Origin of the sequence: Streptococcus sp. KHUD_011 (genome assembly GCF_046352925.1) — a bacterium.
Lineage (GTDB): Bacteria > Bacillota > Bacilli > Lactobacillales > Streptococcaceae > Streptococcus.
Genome location: NZ_CP157578.1, coordinates 453,647 through 471,737 on the forward strand (window position 1 = coordinate 453,647; position 18,091 = coordinate 471,737).

Annotated in this window: 17 protein-coding genes; all 17 read left to right on the forward strand. The window is 40.4% G+C overall.

Translation table 11 applies throughout. From position 1 onward, the window contains the following. Positions 1-9 precede the first annotated feature (9 nt). The 17 genes from ABKJ27_RS02210 to ABKJ27_RS02290 all read left to right on the forward strand — a co-directional run bounded on the left by ABKJ27_RS02210 (position 10) and on the right by ABKJ27_RS02290 (position 18,044). A complete protein-coding gene (locus ABKJ27_RS02210) occupies positions 10-747 on the forward strand; it encodes a DUF6261 family protein (RefSeq protein WP_410011945.1) in 738 nt (245 codons plus the stop codon). Positions 748-1,474: 727 nt separating this feature from the next. Next, the gene (locus ABKJ27_RS02215; RefSeq protein WP_410011946.1) at positions 1,475-2,422 is read left to right on the forward strand and encodes a reverse transcriptase family protein; all 948 of its coding nucleotides are present in this window, start codon (positions 1,475-1,477) and stop codon (positions 2,420-2,422) included. Continuing rightward, on the forward strand, positions 2,403-3,626 hold the full coding sequence (locus ABKJ27_RS02220) for a restriction endonuclease subunit S (protein ID WP_410011947.1): 1,224 nt from the start codon (positions 2,403-2,405) through the stop codon (positions 3,624-3,626). Before ABKJ27_RS02215 ends, ABKJ27_RS02220 begins: the two co-directional genes overlap by 20 nt. Before the next feature lie 10 nt (positions 3,627-3,636). Then, positions 3,637-4,215, forward strand: a complete 579-nt coding sequence (locus tag ABKJ27_RS02225) for a hypothetical protein (protein WP_410011948.1) — start codon at positions 3,637-3,639, stop codon at positions 4,213-4,215. A 47-nt stretch (positions 4,216-4,262) separates the two neighbouring features. Then, complete coding sequence (locus ABKJ27_RS02230) at positions 4,263-5,864, forward strand: type I restriction-modification system subunit M (RefSeq protein ID WP_410011949.1); 1,602 nt, start codon at positions 4,263-4,265, stop codon at positions 5,862-5,864. A gap of 92 nt (positions 5,865-5,956) precedes the next feature. Further along, positions 5,957-6,361, forward strand: coding sequence for a YbgA family protein (locus ABKJ27_RS02235; RefSeq protein ID WP_261082151.1), 405 nt, complete (start codon positions 5,957-5,959; stop codon positions 6,359-6,361). Next, positions 6,345-6,710, forward strand: a complete 366-nt coding sequence (locus ABKJ27_RS02240) for a TIGR02328 family protein (protein WP_261082149.1) — start codon at positions 6,345-6,347, stop codon at positions 6,708-6,710. Before ABKJ27_RS02235 ends, ABKJ27_RS02240 begins: the two co-directional genes overlap by 17 nt. Positions 6,711-6,865: 155 nt before the next feature. Then, entirely contained in the window at positions 6,866-7,231 is a 366-nt protein-coding gene (locus ABKJ27_RS02245; protein WP_238095769.1) for a type II toxin-antitoxin system RelE/ParE family toxin, read from the forward strand. Continuing rightward, positions 7,221-7,517 (forward strand): helix-turn-helix domain-containing protein, encoded by a 297-nt coding sequence (locus ABKJ27_RS02250; RefSeq protein WP_410011950.1) that lies wholly within the window; start codon positions 7,221-7,223, stop codon positions 7,515-7,517. The genes ABKJ27_RS02245 and ABKJ27_RS02250 overlap by 11 nt, the downstream gene beginning before the upstream one ends. Before the next feature lie 521 nt (positions 7,518-8,038). Next, entirely contained in the window at positions 8,039-10,288 is a 2,250-nt protein-coding gene (metE, locus tag ABKJ27_RS02255) for a 5-methyltetrahydropteroyltriglutamate--homocysteine S-methyltransferase (protein ID WP_084948050.1), read from the forward strand. A 102-nt stretch (positions 10,289-10,390) separates the two neighbouring features. Further along, entirely contained in the window at positions 10,391-11,257 is an 867-nt protein-coding gene (metF, locus tag ABKJ27_RS02260; protein WP_084948120.1) for a methylenetetrahydrofolate reductase [NAD(P)H], read from the forward strand. A 366-nt stretch (positions 11,258-11,623) separates the two neighbouring features. Beyond that, a complete protein-coding gene (gene pnp, locus ABKJ27_RS02265) occupies positions 11,624-13,837 on the forward strand; it encodes a polyribonucleotide nucleotidyltransferase (RefSeq protein WP_410011951.1) in 2,214 nt (737 codons plus the stop codon). Positions 13,838-13,852: 15 nt separating this feature from the next. After that, the gene (gene cysE / locus ABKJ27_RS02270) at positions 13,853-14,470 is read left to right on the forward strand and encodes a serine O-acetyltransferase (RefSeq protein WP_261053337.1); all 618 of its coding nucleotides are present in this window, start codon (positions 13,853-13,855) and stop codon (positions 14,468-14,470) included. An 11-nt stretch (positions 14,471-14,481) separates the two neighbouring features. Beyond that, entirely contained in the window at positions 14,482-15,366 is an 885-nt protein-coding gene (locus ABKJ27_RS02275) for a GNAT family N-acetyltransferase (protein WP_410011952.1), read from the forward strand. An 82-nt stretch (positions 15,367-15,448) separates the two neighbouring features. Beyond that, on the forward strand, positions 15,449-16,792 hold the full coding sequence (cysS, locus tag ABKJ27_RS02280) for a cysteine--tRNA ligase (RefSeq protein WP_371483933.1): 1,344 nt from the start codon (positions 15,449-15,451) through the stop codon (positions 16,790-16,792). After that, positions 16,785-17,171 (forward strand): Mini-ribonuclease 3, encoded by a 387-nt coding sequence (locus ABKJ27_RS02285; protein WP_000567927.1) that lies wholly within the window; start codon positions 16,785-16,787, stop codon positions 17,169-17,171. Before cysS ends, ABKJ27_RS02285 begins: the two co-directional genes overlap by 8 nt. A gap of 3 nt (positions 17,172-17,174) precedes the next feature. Next, positions 17,175-18,044, forward strand: a complete 870-nt coding sequence (locus ABKJ27_RS02290; RefSeq protein ID WP_410011953.1) for a helix-turn-helix domain-containing protein — start codon at positions 17,175-17,177, stop codon at positions 18,042-18,044. Positions 18,045-18,091: the final 47 nt, after the last annotated feature.

Below are 18,091 nucleotides of genomic sequence, written 5' to 3' on the forward strand. Positions count from 1 at the left end.
GATATCATCATGACAAAAATATACGCTATTCGCCCTCTTAGCTACAGCAACTTTACCAACCGTGAATTTGAAAGCTTGATGATGGATACTCATCAAAGTTTGGCAACTTTTGCTAAGGCAAACAAGGATGAAGCTATGTATGCCAAACATTTGGAACCCTTCAAGACCAAGCTAGATGATTTTCAAGCTCAACTTGCGGCGGTGGAAACGAAAGAGTCTAGCAATCTAACAGAAGTCGATCGCAATCGTGATAGTGCCTTGGTCGGTCTCTTTACCCTTCATAGAGGATTTGCTAAGATTAAGGATGCCAAGCTCAAAGAAGCTCATGAAACTCTGAAACCAGTCTTTGCTAAGTACAAGGACATCACTAAGCACAGCAATGATGTAGAGACGGCAGAAATCAAGAGCCTGCTCAAAACGCTTAGTGAAACACCCTATCATGAGGCGGTTACCAGCCTAGGACTAACTCCTATGCTGACGGCGGTGATCAATGCCCAAGAGGAATATGACCAAGTGGAGAGTAAGGCGCGTGCTTCTAAGTCTGCCAAGGAAGTCGGCAAGACTAGACAACTCCGTACCGAACTTTCAACAAGCTACGACCTCTTTATGCGCTATACCGCAGCTAGTGCAGAAGCCTTTCCTGAAAAGGAACACCTGACTCAACTCCTCAAGGAACTCAATAGCATCCGAGATAGCAAGCGACGATTGACTGGTTCAAGTAAGAAGGAGAAAAAGGAAAAAGTCTAAAAATTGGATAGGTTTTCGATGATGAATAAAAGTTTTTAAGATAAAAGGAACTCGTAATATTCAACATTTAAAATTTTGATATTATTAGTTTAATTATAGAAAATTTATTTAATACTTTGAATTCTTCTATTTATACTTTTTTTATTTCTAAACTAAAATAGTACTTGATTTGTTTTTCATATTATGCTATAATTAAGTATCAATGAAATTAAGCAGATTTATCTTGCATTCAAAAATTGCCTATATGGCGGTAAAACTTTTCGTTTCCACACGCATTCCTGAAATCAATAATTGATAAAACATGACCGTGATTTCATCCAAGCATACTGAGCGAGAGTTTACTGACTTAACAGTCAGATTTAACAAGAGAGAAACAATAATAGACTTAAAAAGACTGCATCTGTAATTAAGCGAGAGGCGGGAAACCGTACTAAATACAGAAAGGAATCTTTTAAATGGATTCAAAAAAAATTTCATTGAACTTTTCTAAGTGGTACAAAAAACACCCTGTTGTCAATCTGATTGCTATTATTACAGCAATTCGTACAATTTTTTGGGTTGTGCAATTAGTATCTAATCTGATGATTATTTTGTTAAATTGGGTATTTGCTAATTATGATATTTTAGTTACCTTCTTCACTAATGTGAAGAATCTAGTTTCTTCTCTTATTTATGAAAAATCTTCTCTTATACATTGCTATAAGAGTTTTTTTGTAGGAAGAATATAATGGATTTTAAAAGAAGTATCTTATTTGGGGTTTCTAATAAGAAATGGTTAGCTGATTTATTAAAAATTGAAAAATATAAATTAACAAATATAAGTAGTAATTTTATCGGAAAATCATTTTTTAGGGAAGTAAATGGTAAGACAAGGGAATTATATAATGCAGGATTAATACATAAACGAGCCCTAAGATTAATTGTTAAATACATACAAAAGATTGATGTGCCTGCTTATCTTCATGGTGGAATTCCTGGCAGAAGTTATGTAACAAATGTTGAGATGCACTGTGAGAATAATTTTGCAATTATTGTCGATATTTCAGATTTTTTTCCTAGCACTAGTGCCCAGAAAGTCTTTGATTTTTTTAGATATGATATGAATCAGTCTCCTGATATTGCAAAAATTTTAACTGATTTGACAACTGTCACAAAATATGAGAAAAGTTTTTTGCCACAAGGATATCCAACTAGTCCAATTTTGAGCTACTTTGCATATTATGATATGTATGAAACGTTGATGAGATATGCGAAAGCTAATGGTTTTATTTTTTCTGCGTACTATGACGATTTAACATTTTCTTCAAAAAAACCTATACCAAAAAGGTGTATGAATAGAATAATTAAAATAATTGAATCCCATAAATTAAAAATAAACAAAAGTAAATCAAAAATTCGAAGAATAAATAATGTAAAAGTTACTGGGTGTATTATTGTTAATGGAGAGTTAAAAGCACCTAGAAAACTTCAAAAAGAGACATATGACTTATATAAGATAATTAAAAATGATGTTTTATCTGAAAATGATTTATCTAGATTATTAAAAAAATTTATTGGGAAAATTTCAGCAATTCAAATGATTGAAAAAGATAGAAAATTTCCTAATTATATGAAATTAATTAGTGATAAGAAAACTGAATTAGAGGAAATAAGAGTTGAAAAAACAAAGTCCTAAAATAATTAATGCGAAGTTAGCCAGTATTTGGAGCAAAGAAAAATTAAGAAATATTGCGCCCCTGCGTGGAGGCTTTGCTTTCAAAAGTGAAAAATTTCAAAATACTGGTATTCCAATTGTTAGAATATCAAATATCAAATTTGACGGAACTGTTGGAGGGGAGTTTGAATATTACTCTAAGATAATTCCAGATGAAAAATTTGTTCTTAGAGGACGTTCAATTCTATTAGCTATGTCAGGAGCAACTACTGGAAAAATTGCCATGTTAGATTCTGAGGAAGAATACTATCAAAATCAACGAGTAGGTTATTTCCAAAATACTGGGGAAGTAGACTATGAATTTATCTCTTCTGTTTTGCAGACGAAAGCATTTACTAACCAACTAAACGCTGTATTAGTAGCAGGTGCACAACCAAATATATCTTCTAAAGAAATTGATTCCTTTGAATTTTGTATTCCAGACTCAATAGATGAACAATCCGCCATCGGCTTTCTTTTCCGCACCCTCGACGACCTTCTAGCTAGCTATAAAGACAATCTTGCCAACTACCAATCTCTTAAGGCGACCATGCTCTCTAAGATGTTTCCTAAAGCTGGACAGACAGTTCCTGAGATTCGTTTAGATGGATTTGAAGATGAGTGGGAGAAAGGAACAATTGGAGAGTTTGGCTCTTTCTATTATGGAAAAAGTGCACCGAAATGGTCGGTGACTGATGAGGCAACAACACCATGTGTACGTTATGGCGAATTGTATACAAAATTCTACACAAAAATAGATAAAATATACTCGTACACATCGATTCCTAAAGAAAATTTGAAATTGAGTTCTGGTAATGAGGTATTAGTACCTCGGGTTGGTGAAAATCCATTAGATTTTGCAAATTGTAGTTGGTTGTCACTGAAAGATGTTGCAATTGGTGAAATGATTTCCGTATATAATACACCTAACAATCCGTTGTTTATCGCATATTATTTTAATGCAAAAATGAGAAAAGAGTTTGCAAAACGAGTAGAAGGTGGTAGCGTAGCCAACCTTTATTACACATACTTGGAGAATATTTCAATATCCGTACCATCTATACCTGAACAACAAGCTATCGGAGCTTATTTTTCAAATCTTGATAAAATCATCAACTCTTATCAAGAAAAAATTTCTCAGCTAGAAACACTCAAAAAGAAACTCTTGCAGGATATGTTTATATAGGAGATTAATTTTGGGTAATGAAGAATTATTAAATACAGTAAATTCACTAACTAATACTTATTATGCTGCTCTAGGTTTTGTTGCGACTGTAATATTAGGAATTCTGGCATTTGTATTTTGGGATAGAGTAAATTTTAAAAAATCTCTTGAAAAAGAATTTAAAACTATTTTAAAAGAAGAACTTAAGAATCAAAAGTTTGAAATAGATTATTACTATTTGAAATATTTGCCATTCATTAAAAGATTAGAAACATACTATAAGGGTATGGGGATTAAAAAAGGTGGAATGATACGACCTTTTCTGAAATATTGTGATGGACCATTGAATGAGATGATAGCTTTGTATAATCGTTGTGTAAATACGTCTTTTCAACAATTTTTCGAAAGTTATTCAAGAGATTATTACGATATCTGTTACAATATAATAGAAGACACAAGAGAATTTGTAACTTATAGATTAGATACGTTAACAGAAATGGAGCTAAACGCTATAGTAAAAGTGAATAATTATATACCACAATTGAATTATATATTTACAAAATATGATTATTTAGAGTTTAAAGCAATTGTATTGGATAAAACTAATTAAACTATTTTTATGTATTGTTGAAACGATTAAGGATAGAAAGAAATATTATGGAAACAACACAAACGTCCCAGTCGCTCTACCAAGCCCTGTGGAACTCAGCGGATGTTCTCCGCTCTAAGATGGATGCTAATGACTACAAGTCCTATCTTTTGGGTATGGTTTTTTATAAGTACCTGTCAGATAAGATGCTCTTTTTCGTGGCGGAGACTATGGAGGAGGGGAGTGAGAGTCTAGAGGCTGCCCTTGAGGTTTATCGTAACTACTATGAGGATGCGGATACCCACGAGGATCTTCTTGCAGTTATGAAGGACGAACTCAACTATAGTATCAAGCCTGAGTTGACCTTTACGGCTCTTGTAGCACGTGTCAATGAGGGGACTTTCCAGCTGGAAGATTTGGCTCAGGGTTTTCGTGATATCGAGCAGAGTGACGAACTCTATGAAAATCTCTTTGAAGATATTGATCTCTATTCCAAAAAGCTAGGGGCGACTCCGCAAAAGCAAAACCAAACGGTGGCGGCGGTCATGAAGGAGTTGGCTGTGTTAGATGTGGCTGGTCATGCTGGTGATATGCTGGGGGATGCCTATGAGTATCTGATTGGTCAGTTTGCGACCGACTCGGGTAAGAAGGCTGGTGAGTTTTATACACCTCAGCCTGTTGCCAAACTCATGACTCAGATTGCCTTTTTGGGTCGTGAGGACCAGCTAGGATTTACTATCTATGATGCGACTATGGGGTCTGGCTCTCTCTTGCTCAATGCCAAGAAATACTCTCATAAACCGCAGACAGTGGTCTACTTTGGTCAGGAGCTCAATACCTCAACCTATAACTTGGCTCGGATGAACATGATTCTACACGGTGTTCCAGTTGAGAATCAATTTCTCCACAATGCCGATACACTAGATGAAGACTGGCCGACTCAAGAACCGACAAACTTTGACGGTGTTCTCATGAACCCTCCCTACTCTGCCAAGTGGTCAGCAAGCTCTGGCTTTATGGCGGACCCTCGTTTCTCGCCTTTTGGGAAACTGGCACCCCAGTCCAAGGCTGACTTTGCCTTTCTCTTGCATGGATATTACCACCTCAAGCAGGATAACGGAGTCATGGCTATCGTCCTTCCACACGGTGTTCTTTTCCGTGGCAATGCGGAAGGAACCATTCGTAAGGCCTTGTTAGAAGAAGGTGCCATTGATACAGTTATCGGTCTTCCAGCCAATATCTTCTTTAACACCAGCATTCCGACCACAGTCATCATTCTCAAAAAGAACCGTACCAGCCGTGATGTTTACTTTATCGATGCCTCTAAGGAGTTTGATAAGGGGAAAAACCAGAATATCATGACAGATGCTCATATCGAGAAGATTTTAGAGGCCTACAAGTCTCGTGAGGAGATTGACAAGTTTGCCCATCTCGCAAGCTATGAAGAAATCGTCGAAAATGACTATAACCTCAATATCCCTCGCTATGTAGATACCTTTGAGGAAGAAGAAGTCGAACCACTGACAGATATCGTCAGCAAGATTAACATGACAAATGAAGCAATCCAAAACCAAACAGCTTCCCTACTCGAAATGCTCGGTCAACTCCACGGAACCACACCAGAAGCTGATGACGAGCTTAAAAAGTTTTTGAAAGAGTTTGAAGGGTGATGAGAGTAATTGATTCGCTCATATTCCGCTCGTTTTTAAGATACAACTTTGTTTCCATATTTTCGGGGAGCTAGTAGAAAGTAAGGAGAAATATGGGAAATAACAACCAACGTGCCCTTTGCCAGCAACTCTGGGCGAGAAACAAATACCTCGTTTTGAGTCATTCTAGCAATATTTACAATGAGATTCGTCAGTATCTAAAGAATGAAGAGGTGGAGGTGAGTCAGATTCAGGAGATGATTGACCGTGCCTGCCAGATTCCAGAACACAGGGGTCAGGTTTGCAATGCTTTTCAGCATATTTGGGGTTATTTCAAAAAGAAAGCGACAGATGCTGAGCGCAAGGACTACATGCTCTTGCTGGATCGCTACCGATTTGGTCAGGCTTCTCAGGCAGACTTGATTACTAAGACTCGAGACTTGCTTGATCGCTATCCAAATACCTACTTGCAACATTCGACTTTACTGAAAGGAGACTTCCATGAGACTTTGGCATGAGGCTTTGATTTCACAGCTTCCTCGTCCTCAACTCTTGGGGCAACATCGAGAGTGTTGCGCCCTGCGTGGCAATGGCTGGGGCAGAAAGCATGAAACGGTGGACTATGTCTTTACCCACTCGCCCTATCGTCTCTATGCCTATCATGACTTGATCATGAAGGAGATGGCTAACCGAGGCTATAAGGTCAGTCCAGAGTGGTTGGATAAAAACTATCGTGGTAAGATTTGTCCTTCTTATGAGGATTTACCTGAGGAGACTTTGACGAGCCCTATTTACAAGGAGCATGATGCTGCCTACTTTGAGGAGTGCCTGGAAAATCTCCGAGAGAAGGGGATTGAGCTGGAGTAAACGTAAGGATTACAGCACTTTATAACTCTTCTCTTAATTTTTTCGAATAATAAAGATGAGACCTTTAGAGTTTTTCTAAGGTCTTCTTTTTATGAGTGTTCAGATTTACTTTTAATAACTTTTGAGTTATAATTTAATTAGAAAGAGGTTGCTTGGTGCATACGATTTACTTCTATAAGGACAAAAAAGGAAACGAGCCAGTTTTGGATTATATGAGAGAATTGGCTAGTCAGAAAAGTAAGGATAGTCGCATCAAACTCAATAAACTAAATGACTATATCGAGTTGCTTAGTCAGCATGGGACGAGAGCTGGGGAACCCTATATGAAACACTTGGAAGATGAGATATGGGAACTAAGACCTTTGAGAAATCGAATTTTATTTATAGCGTGGCTTGATGGTAGTTTTGTTCTTTTACATCATTTTGTCAAAAAGACTCAGAAAACTCCTAGAAGAGAAATTGAAAAAGCCAAGCGTGAACTGAAGGACTTAAAAGAAAGAGGGTTAAGTGATGAAGAATAGTGCTATTGGAAGTAACTGGAAGGATGTCCGGTCAGAACTCTTTACCAAGGAGGAAATCCTTGAAAGTGATATGCGAGTGGCTATCATGAGTGAGTTGATTGAAGCCAGACATGAGCAAGGAATCAGCCAGAAAAAGCTAGAAGAACTCAGTGGAGTGAGTCAACCTGTCATAGCTAGGATGGAAACAGGAAAGACTAGCCCCCAGTTGGATACAGTCTTGAAAGTTTTAGCCAGTTTAGGAAAGACACTAGCAATCGTCCCCCTCGAACAGAGAAAGAGTGGATAGGAAGAAGTTGGAAAACTTTAACAAATTTAACAGTTATAGTACCTCAAGTGTATAATATAGAAAAATTATGCTTTATTTATATCAAGTGCGAACGAAGTGAGCTTTTAGCGGATATTTCCCGCTATAGTGGTATTCTAGATAATAATTTATTATTATCTAGAACGGAATTTTTGAGACATTCTGGCTCAAAAATTAGGGATGAAATTACGAAGTAAGTTGCTCCCGTCCGCACTTTTCAGGGGAATATCAGAATTACAAAAGAAAAATCAACCTATAGTCTTTTCTAATAACAAGCCATAGTCACTTATAAGAATTACTAATAACGTGTTTGATCAGTCTAACTGAAATATAGTAAAAAAACAAGCTACACAAAGGATTTGAGGCATTTGTCTCAAGTCTTTTTCTTTTGTCCAAAACAGAGATATAGTTTCAAACTATATCAAAGCCTAATTTTTTACAATTATACAGATGATTTCTTTTCTGTTAAGATAGTTTCAACAACAAATTTTGGAGGACACATCATGTCAACTACAATCATCGGTTTCCCTCGTTTGGGCGAATTCCGCGAATTAAAATTTACAACTGAAAAATACTTTAGAAAAGAAATCTCAGAAGAAGAACTCCTTTCAGCAGCAAAAGAATTGCGTGCTAAACACTGGAACATTGTCAAAGAAAAAGGCATCACTGAAATTCCATCAAATGACTTTTCTCACTATGACAACTTCCTAGATGCAGCTTTCCTTTTCAACGTGGTACCTGCTTCAGTTCAAAACTTGGACTTGTCTGACCTTGAGCGCTACTTCGCTTTGGGACGTGGTTACCAAGGAGAAAAAGGGGACGTTCGCGCCCTTCCAATGAAGAAGTGGTTCAATACCAACTACCACTACATCGTTCCTAAATTTGAAAAAGATACCCAAGTAAAATTGGCTGGTCACAAAATCTTTGATGAGTTCCAAGAAGCAAAAGAACTTGGATTGAACACTCGCCCAGTTCTTGTAGGTCCATTCACTTTCCTTCAATTGTCAGACTTTGAAGAAGGTGTGAAAGCAGAAGACTTCGTAGACAGCTTAGTTGCTGCTTACCAAGAAGTTTTTGCAAAATTGGCTGAACTTGGTGCAACTCGTATCCAATTGGATGAAGCGGCTCTTGTTAAAGACTTGACAGCTGAAGAAAAAGCACTTTTCTTGAACCTCTACAACAAACTTTTGGCTGACAAAAAAGGTCTTGAAGTCTTGCTTCAAACTTACTTCGGTGACGTTCGTGACGTTTACGCTGACCTTGTAAACTTGCCAGTAGATGCTATCGGTTTGGACTTCGTTGAAGGTAAGAAAACTCTTGAATTGGTTAAAGGTGGCTTCCCAGCTGACAAGACTCTCTACGCAGGTATTGTCAATGGTAAAAACATCTGGCGTAACAACTATGAAAAGAGCTTGGCTGTTCTTGAACAAATCCCAGCTGAAAACATTGTCTTGACAAGCTCATGCTCACTTCTTCATGTGCCATTTACAACTGCTAATGAAGAATTTGAACCAGCAATCTTGAACCACTTTGCCTTTGCAGTTGAAAAATTGGATGAGATTCGTGATTTGGATGCTATCCGCAATGGTCAAGGTGAAGAAGCACTTGCAGCTAACAAAGAACTCTTTGCGACTGAGCGTGTGGGTGAAAATGCTGAACTTCGTGCGCGTATCGCTGGCTTGACAGACGCAGACTACACTCGTTTACCAGCCTTTGCAGAACGTGAAGCTATCCAAGAAGAAGCATTCAAACTTCCAGCTCTTCCAACAACAACTATCGGTTCATTCCCTCAAACTAAAGAAGTTCGTGCGAAACGTTTGGCTTACCGTAAAGGTGAATTGTCTCAAGAAGAGTACGACGCTTTCCTTGCTGAAACGATCGATGAATGGATCAAATGGCAAGAAGATATCGACTTTGATGTCCTTGTTCACGGTGAATTTGAGCGTAATGACATGGTTGAGTACTTCGGTCAAAACTTGTCAGGTTACCTCTTCTCTAAAAATGGTTGGGTACAGTCATACGGTATGCGTGGGGTTAAACCACCAATCATTTGGGGTGATGTAACTCGTCTTAACCCTATCACTGTTAAATGGTCTAGCTATGCACAAAGCCGTACAAACAAACCTGTTAAAGGTATGTTGACTGGACCTGTTACTATCCTCAACTGGTCATTCCCACGTGAAGACATCTCTATCAAGGATTCTACTCTTCAAATCGCCCTTGCTATCAAGGATGAAGTACTTGACCTTGAAGCTGCTGGTGTGAAAATCATCCAAATCGACGAGGCTGCTCTTCGTGAAAAATTGCCACTCCGTCGTAGCGACTGGTACGAAGACTACCTTGACTGGGCTATTCCAGCCTTCCGATTGGTACACTCAACAGTAGCGCCAGACACACAAATCCACACTCACATGTGTTACTCAGAATTTACAGATATCATCCCAGCTATCGACAACATGGATGCAGACGTTATCTCATTTGAGGCTAGCCGTTCAAACCTTGAAATCTTGGACGAACTCAAAGCGAAAAACTTCCAAACAGAAGTGGGACCTGGGGTTTACGATATCCACTCACCTCGTGTGCCAAATGAAGGCGAAATCGACAATACAATCGAAGCCATCCTTGCTAAAGTGCCAAGCAAGAAAGTTTGGATCAACCCTGACTGTGGTTTGAAAACACGTGGTATTCCAGAAACAAAAGAAAGCTTGATCCGCCTTGTTGAAGCAGCTAAAGCTGCGCGTGAGAAATTGTAAGATAAAGATTTCTCAAGAAGCGCTGTTTGGTCAATCTGCCTGTTTCACTTGGATTCTAGGAATCCAGCTAACGAAAAAATCAACTAGAAAAGGATAATGACTATGTCACGCCAAACACCGTCACTCTCATTTGAAGTGTTCCCTCCCAACCCAGCCGTGGGTAACGATAACATTATTTCTGCTCTTCAAGATATGCAGGAGTTGGCTCCTCACTTTATCAGTGTAACTGCCAGCAATAATAAATTTAATATCAAGGAAACGACGGTCCGTTTGGCTGATTTTATCCAAAATGACTTGACGATTCCGACCATTGCCCACTTGCCAGCTATCTATTTGACTAAGGACAAGGTTGCTGAAACCATTGCTGACTTGGACAAGGTTGGGGTGCAGAAAATCTTGGCTCTTCGTGGGGATATTATTCCAGATGTGGAACCACAAAAGGATTTCCGCTACGCAACTGACTTGATCGAGTTCATCAAGGAACAAGCCCCTCACTTTGATATTGTTGGTGCTTGCTATCCAGAAGGACACCCAGATTCGCCAAATCAGATTTCAGATATTCAAAATCTTAAGAAGAAAGTGGATGCAGGTTGTTCGAGTCTTGTAACTCAGCTTTTCTTTGACAATGAGCGCTTCTACGATTTCCAAGACAAGTGCATCTTGGCTGGGATTGATGTTCCCATTCATGCAGGGATTATGCCAATTCTGAATCGAAATCAGGCTCTCCGCCTCTTGAAGACTTGTGAGAATATCCATCTTCCACGCAAATTTAAAGCCATCTTAGACAAGTATGAGCATGACCCTGAGTCGCTCAGAGCAGCAGGACTTGCCTATGCAGTGGATCAAATCGTGGACTTGGTAACTCAGGATGTTGCAGGTGTGCATCTCTACACTATGAACAATGCAGAAACAGCAAAATACATCCACCAAGCAACACATGCCTTGTTTAATCACCAGTCTCTAAGATAATAAAAAGCAAACCATTCTTCTCAGGTGAGGGGAATGGTTCCTTTTTAATGGTAAAGGCCGCACTTTTTAAGAAAAATATGATAAAATAGACTCTGTACGTACTTGATACAAAGATGAGGGTATAAACAGATTTTTAACTATTCAAATCTGCTATAAAAAGGAAAAATACTAAAGAATAATATTTTTAAACTTTTCAAAGTATCTAATAGTTGAACACGGGCTAAATCCCTAGTGAAAAAGATAGATTTCCTAGTGTGCATCGCACACTGCGTCAATCTCCTATTTTCATACGGGATTCTTCACGCCCTTTGTATCCTGATCTTTGTAGGCAAGGCGTATAATTTCATCAATCCAAAGGGGATTAAAATGACAAAACAAGTGTTTCAAACGACTTTTGCGGGTCGTGAGTTAATCGTAGAGACTGGTCAGGTTGCTAAGCAAGCAAATGGCGCAGTTGTCGTGCGTTACGGTGAGTCAACTGTCTTGACTGCAGCCGTTATGTCTAAGAAAATGGCAACTGGGGATTTCTTCCCTCTTCAAGTCAACTACGAAGAAAAAATGTATGCAGCTGGGAAGTTTCCTGGTGGCTTTATGAAACGTGAAGGACGTCCTTCAACAGATGCGACCTTGACGGCGCGTTTGATTGACCGTCCAATCCGTCCTATGTTTGCAGAAGGTTTCCGTAATGAAGTACAAGTCATCAACACCGTGCTTTCTTATGATGAAAATGCTTCTGCACCTATGGCAGCTATGTTTGGTTCATCCTTGGCGCTTTCTATTTCAGATATTCCGTTTGACGGACCAATCGCTGGGGTACAAGTGGGCTATGTAGATGGCCAAATCATCATCAATCCAAGTCAAGAACAAGCAGAGCGTTCTCTTCTTGAATTAACAGTAGCTGGTACCAAACACGCTATCAACATGGTTGAGTCTGGTGCCAAAGAATTGTCAGAAGAAATCATGTTGGAAGCCCTTCTTAAAGGACATGAAGCAGTCAAAGAATTGATTGCCTTCCAAGAAGAAATCGTTGCAGCTGTTGGTAAGGAAAAAGCAGAAGTGGAATTGCTTCATGTGGACGCTGACTTGCAAGCTGAAATTATCGAAGCCTACAACAGCGACCTCCAAAAAGCTGTTCAAGTAGAAGAAAAATTGGCCCGTGAAGCTGCAACTCAAGCAGTGAAAGACCAAGTGACTGCCGTTTACGAAGAAAAATATGCAGACCACGAAGAATTTGACCGTATCATGCGTGATGTGGCTGAAATCTTGGAACAAATGGAGCACGCTGAAGTACGCCGTTTGATTACAGAAGATAAGGTACGTCCTGATGGTCGTAAGGTCGATGAAATCCGTCCTTTGGATGCGGTTGTTGACTTCCTTCCTCGTGTGCATGGCTCTGGTCTTTTCACTCGTGGACAAACTCAGGCTCTTTCAGTCTTGACCTTGGCTCCAATGGGAGAAACTCAAATCATTGATGGTTTGGATCCAGAGTACAAGAAACGCTTTATGCACCACTATAACTTCCCTCAATACTCTGTAGGGGAAACTGGCCGTTATGGTGCGCCAGGTCGTCGTGAAATCGGTCACGGTGCCCTTGGTGAGCGTGCTCTTGCTCAAGTCTTGCCAAGTTTGGAAGAATTCCCATATGCTATCCGCTTGGTAGCAGAAGTCTTGGAATCAAATGGTTCTTCATCTCAAGCTTCTATCTGTGCGGGAACTCTTGCCCTTATGGCTGGTGGTGTGCCAATCAAGGCGCCAGTAGCTGGTATTGCAATGGGACTTATCTCAGATGGAAACAACTATACAGTCTTGACAGATATCCAAGGTTTGGAAGATCATTTTGGAGATATGGACTTTAAGGTTGCAGGTACTCGTGACGGGATTACAGCCCTTCAAATGGATATCAAGATTCAAGGGATTACTGCAGAAATCTTGACAGAAGCACTTGCTCAAGCCAAGAAAGCGCGTTTTGAAATCCTTGATGTGATTGAAGCAACTATTTCAGAAGTTCGTCCAGAATTGGCTCCAACTGCTCCGAAAATTGATACCATCAAGATTGATGTGGACAAGATTAAGATTGTCATCGGTAAGGGTGGAGAAACCATCGACAAGATTATCGCTGAAACAGGCGTTAAGATTGATATCGACGAAGAAGGAAATGTGTCTATCTACTCTAGCGACCAAGATGCTATTAACCGTGCTAAAGAAATTATTGCTGGTTTGGTTCGTGAAGCCAAAGTGGACGAAGTTTACCGTGCTAAAGTCGTTCGTATCGAGAAATTTGGTGCTTTTGTCAACCTCTTTGATAAGACAGATGCCCTTGTTCATATCTCGGAGATGGCTTGGACGCGTACTAATAATGTCGAAGACTTGGTAGCCATCGGAGACGAAGTTGATGTTAAGGTTATCAAGATTGATGAAAAAGGACGTGTGGATGCTTCTATGAAAGCTCTTCTTCCTCGTCCACCAAAGCCTGAGCATGATGAAAAGGGTGAGAAGTCTGAGCGTCCTCACCGCCCACGTCATCACAAGGACCACAAACCTAAGAAAGAATTTACAGAAACACCAAAAGATTCAGAATAAGAAAAGGAGAAATGTATGGGATGGTGGCGCGAAACCATTGATATCGTAAAAGAAAATGATCCAGCGGCCCGCACCACTTTGGAGGTTTTACTGACTTATCCAGGTGTCAAAGCCTTGGCGGCCCACCGTCTTTCACATTTTCTCTGGAATCACGGCTTTAAACTCTTGGCTCGTATGCACAGTCAGTTTTGGCGCTTTTGGACTCAGATTGAGATTCATCCAGGTGCTCATATTGATTCAGGTGTCTTTATCGACCATGGTTCTGGTCTGGTGATTGGGGAGACAGCGATTGTTGAAAAAGGCGTTATGCTTTACCACGGAGTAACTCTTGGTGGAACTGGTAAGGATGTTGGCAAACGCCATCCGACCGTGCGAAAGGGAGCTCTCATCTCTGCTCATGCTCAAGTCATTGGACCGGTAGAAATCGGTGAAAATGCCAAAGTCGGTGCTGCAGCGGTTGTTGTTGCAGATGTTCCTAGCGATGTGACGGTTGTCGGTATTCCTGCTAAGATTGTCCGCCTTCATGGTAAGAAGGATGAGCCGGTCATTCACGAAGTCGAAGAAAAACGAGAGTACTATGTCAATAAACTGGAGCAGGCTAAAGAAGCCAGTCACAGATCGTCTGGGTTGTAGAGGATATCTATATGATTCAAGCAAGGAGTGAGTTAAGCCAAGAGGAGTTATCTGAGGCGAAAAAACTAATTAACTGTTGTCAAAACTATGACGGTACCTATCGTGAACCCTATCTCTCTAACATGCTTAATTTTGACCCAAACATGCCCGCCTTTTTCCTTTATTATGAAAAAGGCGAACTTGTTGGTTTATTAACTGTCTATGCAGATGATCAAGATGTAGAAGTGACGATACTGGTTCATCCAGCTCATCGCCGTCAGGGAATTGCACGTGCATTGCTTACTAGTTTTGAGAGAGAAACAGCTTCTTTTCCGATTCGTTCAGTTACTTTTCAGACAGAGCGTGTTTTTCTAGATAGTTATCCTGATTTTGTCAGCAACTGGGGATTGGTCGAGGATGAAGAGACAGAAACTTGGTTAGGTAAGGATAGAAAACCTTATCCGTTAGCAACTGTTTCCAATCTTGAAGTTTTGTTAGCAGATCGTTCCTATCAGGATCAAATTAGTCAGTTAAAATTTCAGGCATTTTCAGAGGAACATGAATCGAGAGAAGTTGTGGATAGATATGTCGCTGAAGCTCTGAAGGATCCAGAAAGTCGCCTATATATTTTGTTAAAAGACGGTCAGGTTATTGGAACTTGTACAGTTGATTTATCGAGCGATACGAATTATTTCTACGGTTTAGCAATATCGGAACCTGAACGTGGAAAAGGCTATGGAAGCTATTTAGCAAAATCCCTAGTCAACCAACTGATTGAGCAAAATGATAAGGAATTTCAGATTGCAGTAGAGGACAGCAACGTAGGTGCTAAACGCTTATATGAAAAGATCGGCTTTGTCAAACAGACCCAGGTGGTTTATCTGAATGAGAAAGGAGCAAGGGATTCCGAAGTCTAGAGAGATTCGGACTGAAATTGAATTGAACTCTTAGTGATGAAACTAAGTGTTCTTTGATTTTGGTTTTCCTGACTATTATTTTATGATTAAAATTTATGACACCATGTCTCGTGATTTACTAGAATTTGTCCCGATTGAGGATGGTAAGGTTAAGATGTATGTCTGTGGGCCAACGGTGTACAACTATATCCACGTGGGGAATGCTCGTTCAACGGTGGCTTTTGATACCATTCGTCGTTATTTCGAATACCGTGGCTACGAGGTTGCCTATATTTCCAATTTTACGGATGTGGATGATAAGATTATCAACCGTGCCAAGGAAGAAGGAATCACGCCTCAGGAGGTTGCGGACAAGTACATCGCTGCCTTTCGTGAGGATGTGACGGCCTTGGGTGTCAAACCTGCGACTCGCCATCCGCGTGTAGTGGAGTTTATGGCTGACATCATTCGTTTTGTGGAAGACTTGATTGAAAAAGGCTTTGCCTACGAGAGTCAAGGGGATGTTTACTTCCGTGTGGAAAAATCCCACAACTATGCCAAGTTGGCTAATAAAACCTTGGAAGATTTGGAGCTAGGCGCTTCAGGTCGTACCGATGAAGAAACGGCTCGCAAGGAAAATCCGGTAGACTTTGCTCTATGGAAATCTGCTAAACCAGGCGAGATTTCTTGGGACAGTCCTTGGGGGCCTGGTCGTCCGGGCTGGCATATTGAGTGTTCGGTCATGTCGACAGAGATTTTAGGTGATACCATCGATATCCACGGTGGTGGAGCCGATCTAGAGTTTCCACACCACACCAATGAAATTGCCCAGTCAGAAGCCAAAACAGGTAAGACCTTTGCCAACTACTGGATGCATAATGGCTTTGTCAATATCGACAATGTCAAGATGTCCAAGTCCTTGGGCAACTTTATTACCGTACATGATGCCCTTAAAACCCTCGATGGGCAAGTGCTTCGTTTCTTCTTTGCGACTCAACATTATCGCAAGCCTATCAACTTTACAGAAAAGGCAGTGCGTGATGCAGAGACTAATCTCAAGTATCTAAAGAACACTTACGAACAACCATTTACAGGAAACGTGGATACCCAAGAGTTACAAGCTTTTAAAGACAAGTTTGTAGCAGCTATGGATGAGGATTTCAACTCTGCCAACGGTATTACAGTAGTCTTTGAAATGGCCAAGTGGATTAACTCTGGCAATTATGATGTAAGTGTTAAGCAAGCTCTTGCGGATATGTTAGAAGTCTTTGGAATTGTCTTTGTTGAGGAAGTTTTGGACGCTGAGATCGAATCCTTGATTCAAAAACGCCAAGAAGCGCGTGCCAATCGTGACTTTGCGACAGCGGACCAGATCCGTGACCAATTGGCTGCTCAAGGGATTAAGCTCCTTGACACCAAAGATGGAGTGAGGTGGACACGTGATTGATGTCAATCTCATTAACGGGATTGCGTTAGCTTTTGAGGGGGACGCGGTGTATTCTATGTATATTCGTCGTCACCTCATCCTCAAAGGCATGACCAAGCCCAATAAACTCCACCAAGAGGCGACCAAGTATGTCTCAGCCAAGGCTCAGGCTCGCCTGATTTCCCTTATGTTGGAGGAGCAAGTCTTAACGGAAAAAGAAGAAGAAATCTACAAACGTGGCCGCAATACCAATAGCCACACCAAGGCCAAAAATGCTGATGTGGTGACCTACCGTATGTCCACAGGTTTTGAAGCAGTCATGGGCTATCTCCATATGACTGAAAATCTGGAACGTCTTGAGAGCTTGATTTCGTGGTGCATCCAAAAAGTGGAGGGCTAGGACATGATGGCAAAAGAATTACAAGACTGGTTTCCTGAAGCTCAGATTTCAGACCAACCAGTAGAGAAAGAAGGCTATCTCACACTCCCTTTAGCTTCTCAGCAGTGGATTTTGCTGGAGGAGGCTGAGCTCAGCGAGCGTGAAAAGCAGTTGGTTGCCCTTTTGACCCAGCAGGAGCAGGCTCGTTCGCTCAATCCTTGGTATTCCTATCTTATTGAGGGCAAAGGGCAGGCACCACAAACTTTTAAAAAGATTCAGTTGGCCTATTGTCATCTTTCCTATTTTCAGCAGGAAAATCTAGCTTCTTGGTTGGATATGATGCGGACTCTATTTCCTAACTGTCAGACAGTGCTTCAGGTAGGAGCTCAGGATTATGTTTTCGTGCTTCAACAAGATAGACATACCTCTGTACGAGCTATTTTAAGTGATACGATTGAAGCGGTTGAGTATGATTTTGGACTGCGTCTATCTATCATGTTGGGTCAGGTTTGGTCTCAGACGGGACATCAAGCCCTATCAGACTTGATTAAAGTGGAGCGGGATTTGTTTAAGACTTGGTGGCGTCAGGGTCACCAAGGTGTTCATACTTTTTCTCAGCTCTATCTTTGGAGTATGGGGGAAAGATTTGTGGACCTGAGAGTCATTAAAGAATGCTTGCACCAGATGATCTTGGATCAGGACCAGATTCAGGAAATCATTCTCTCTCTTTGGGAAAATAGTGCTGTTCTAACAAAAACAGCCCAGCAACTCTATCTGCACCGCAATTCTCTCCAATACAAGATTGATAAATGGGAAGAGTTGACAGGGCTTCAATTGAAGGAATTGACTGACCTGACCTTGTGCTATCAGTTGATTTTACCAGATATTCTCTAAAGTTTTGTGCAAGTTGCACAGAACTTTTTTATTTTTTTGGTCATCTT